At 54.5% G+C, this 3,467-nt stretch carries 2 rRNA genes; both read left to right on the top strand.

Annotated elements, in window-relative coordinates:
• The first annotated feature begins 142 nt into the window (after positions 1-142).
• A 23S ribosomal RNA gene (locus M3190_RS15175) occupies positions 143-3,249 on the top strand.
• Positions 3,250-3,347: 98 nt separating this feature from the next.
• Positions 3,348-3,464, top strand: a 5S ribosomal RNA gene (rrf, locus tag M3190_RS15180).
• The last annotated feature ends 3 nt before the right edge of the window (positions 3,465-3,467 follow it).

Consider the following 3,467-nt stretch of genomic DNA (forward strand, 5'->3'; position numbering starts at 1 on the left):
GGTGCGGGGGAGGTACCGCCCGTACTTTGAGAACTACACAGTGGACGCGAGCATCTTGCGAGCTGATCTTTAGGGATCGGTTCGTGAAAGATGATCTTAAAGATCATTAGTCAATTTCGAATTGACGATTCAACTCATGTGATTTCAAGTCTTTAAGAGCAAACGGTGGATGCCTTGGCATCTGGAGCCGAAGAAGGACGTAGCAATCTGCGATAAGCCTCGGGGAACTGATAAGCAAGTTTTGATCCGAGGATGTCCGAATGGGGAAACCCCGCCAGGGCGCGTGCGTACCTGGTGACTCCCGCCTGAATATATAGGGCGGGTAGAGGGAACGTGGGGAAGTGAAACATCTCAGTACCCACAGGAAGAGAAAGCAACCGCGATTCCGTTAGTAGTGGCGAGCGAAACCGGATCAGGCTAAACCTAGCGTGTGTGATAGCCGGCAGGCGTTGCACGTTGGGGGTTGTGGGACTTTTCAGACTGTTCTGCCGAACTGTCGGCGTTACAAGAAGGTATAGACGAACCGCATTGAAAGGCGGGTCATAGAGGGTGCCAACCCCGTAGTCGAAATGCTTCTCTTGACGCGAAGAGTATCCCAAGTAGCACGGGGCCCGAGAAATCCCGTGTGAATCTGTCAGGACCACCTGATAAGCCTAAATACTCCCAGATGACCGATAGCGGACAAGTACCGTGAGGGAAAGGTGAAAAGTACCCCGGGAGGGGAGTGAAATAGTACCTGAAACCGTTTGCTTACAAACCGTTGGAGCACCCCTGGTAGGTGTGACAGCGTGCCTTTTGAAGAATGAGCCTGCGAGTTAGCGATATGTGGCGAGGTTAACCCGTGTGGGGTAGCCGTAGCGAAAGCGAGTCTGAATAGGGCGATTCAGTCGCATGTCCTAGACCCGAAGCGAAGTGATCTATCCATGGCCAGGCTGAAGCGACGGTAAGACGTCGTGGAGGGCCGAACCCACTTAGGTTGAAAACTGAGGGGATGAGCTGTGGATAGGGGTGAAAGGCCAATCAAACTTCGTGATAGCTGGTTCTCTCCGAAATGCATTTAGGTGCAGCGTTGCGTGTTTCTTGCCGGAGGTAGAGCTACTGGATGGCCGATGGGCCCTACAAGGTTACTGACGTCAGCCAAACTCCGAATGCCGGTAAGTGAGAGCGCAGCAGTGAGACTGTGGGGGATAAGCTTCATAGTCGAGAGGGAAACAACCCAGACCACCAACTAAGGTCCCAAAGCGCGTGCTAAGTGGGAAAGGATGTGGAGTTGCTGTGACAACCAGGAGGTTGGCTTAGAAGCAGCCACCCTTGAAAGAGTGCGTAATAGCTCACTGGTCAAGTGATTCCGCGCCGACAATGTAACGGGGCTCAAGCACGCCACCGAAGTTGTGGCATTGACATTATTGGTAGGCCTTCGTGGTCCAGCCGTGTTGATGGGTAGGAGAGCGTCGTGTGGCCAGCGAAGCGGCGGTGTGAACCAGCCGTGGAGGCTACACGAGTGAGAATGCAGGCATGAGTAGCGAAAGACGTGTGAGAAACACGTCCTCCGAAAGACCAAGGGTTCCAGGGTCAAGCTAATCTTCCCTGGGTAAGTCGGGACCTAAGGCGAGGCCGACAGGCGTAGTCGATGGACAACGGGTTGATATTCCCGTACCGGCGAAGAACCGCCCCAGCTAATCCAGTAGTGCTAAGAGTCCTAACCCGGCTGAGTGGATCCCTTCGGGGTGAAGCCGGCCGGTCTAACGCTCGACCCCGTTCTGGTGCGGCTAGCGTATTAACAGGTGTGACGCAGGAAGGTAGCCCAACCCGGGCGATGGTTGTCCCGGGGCAAGTGCGTAGGCCGAGAGATAGGCAAATCCGTCTCTCATTCAGGCTGAGACACGATGCGGATAAAAAGTGGGTGATCCTATGCTGCCAAGAAAAGCATCGACGCGAGGTTCTAGCTGCCCGTACCCCAAACCGACTCAGGTGGTCAGGTAGAGAATACCAAGGAGATCGAGAGAATCGTGGTTAAGGAACTCGGCAAAATGCCCCCGTAACTTCGGGAGAAGGGGGGCCATCCACTTATACGGACTTGCTCCGGAAAGGGTGTGGTGGCCGCAGAGACTAGTGGGTAGCGACTGTTTACTAAAAACACAGGTCCGTGCCAAGTCGCAAGACGATGTATACGGACTGACGCCTGCCCGGTGCTGGAAGGTTAAGAGGACCGGTTAGCCGCAAGGCGAAGCTGAGAATTTAAGCCCCAGTAAACGGCGGTGGTAACTATAACCATCCTAAGGTAGCGAAATTCCTTGTCGGGTAAGTTCCGACCTGCACGAATGGCGTAACGACTTCCCAACTGTCTCAACCGCGAACTCGGCGAAATTGCATTACGAGTAAAGATGCTCGTTACGCGCAGCAGGACGGAAAGACCCCGTGACCTTTACTACAGCTTGGTATTGGTGTTCGGTGTGGCTTGTGTAGGATAGGTGGGAGACTTTGAAGCGGTGACGCCAGTTACCGTGGAGTCATTGTTGAAATACCACTCTGGTCACTCTGGATATCTAACTTCGAACCGTAATCCGGTTCAGGGACAGTGCCTGGTGGGTAGTTTAACTGGGGCGGTTGCCTCCCAAAAAGTAACGGAGGCGCCCAAAGGTTCCCTCAACCTGGTTGGCAATCAGGTGGCGAGTGTAAGTGCACAAGGGAGCTTGACTGTGAGACTGACAGGTCGAGCAGGGACGAAAGTCGGGACTAGTGATCCGGCAGTGGCTTGTGGAAGCGCTGTCGCTCAACGGATAAAAGGTACCTCGGGGATAACAGGCTGATCTTGCCCAAGAGTCCATATCGACGGCATGGTTTGGCACCTCGATGTCGGCTCGTCGCATCCTGGGGCTGGAGTAGGTCCCAAGGGTTGGGCTGTTCGCCCATTAAAGCGGTACGCGAGCTGGGTTTAGAACGTCGTGAGACAGTTCGGTCCCTATCCGCTGCGCGCGTAGGAAATTTGAGAGGATCTGACCCTAGTACGAGAGGACCGGGTTGGACGAACCTCTGGTGTGCCAGTTGTTCTGCCAAGAGCACCGCTGGTTAGCTACGTTCGGGATGGATAACCGCTGAAAGCATCTAAGCGGGAAGCCGGCCTCAAGATGAGATTTCCATACCTTCGGGTGAGAGGCTCCCAGCCAGACTACTGGGTTGATAGGCCGGATGTGGAAGCGTGGTAACACGTGAAGCTGACCGGTACTAATAAGCCGATGACTTGATAACACACCGTTTAGGTGCTTGCGTCCACTGAGTGGTTCTCGATGTACGGTCGAGAACCGCATAACGAACAATCGTTGTGCAGACTGAAACATCAATAGTGTTTCGGCGGCCATAGCGTGAGGGAAACGCCCGGTCACATTCCGAACCCGGAAGCTAAGCCTCACAGCGCCGATGGTACTGCAGGGGGGACCCTGTGGGAGAGTAGGACACCGCCGGACTTC

It is taken from the genome of Microbacterium oleivorans, from assembly GCF_023715745.1.
Taxonomy (GTDB): Bacteria; Actinomycetota; Actinomycetes; order Actinomycetales; family Microbacteriaceae; genus Microbacterium; species Microbacterium oleivorans_D.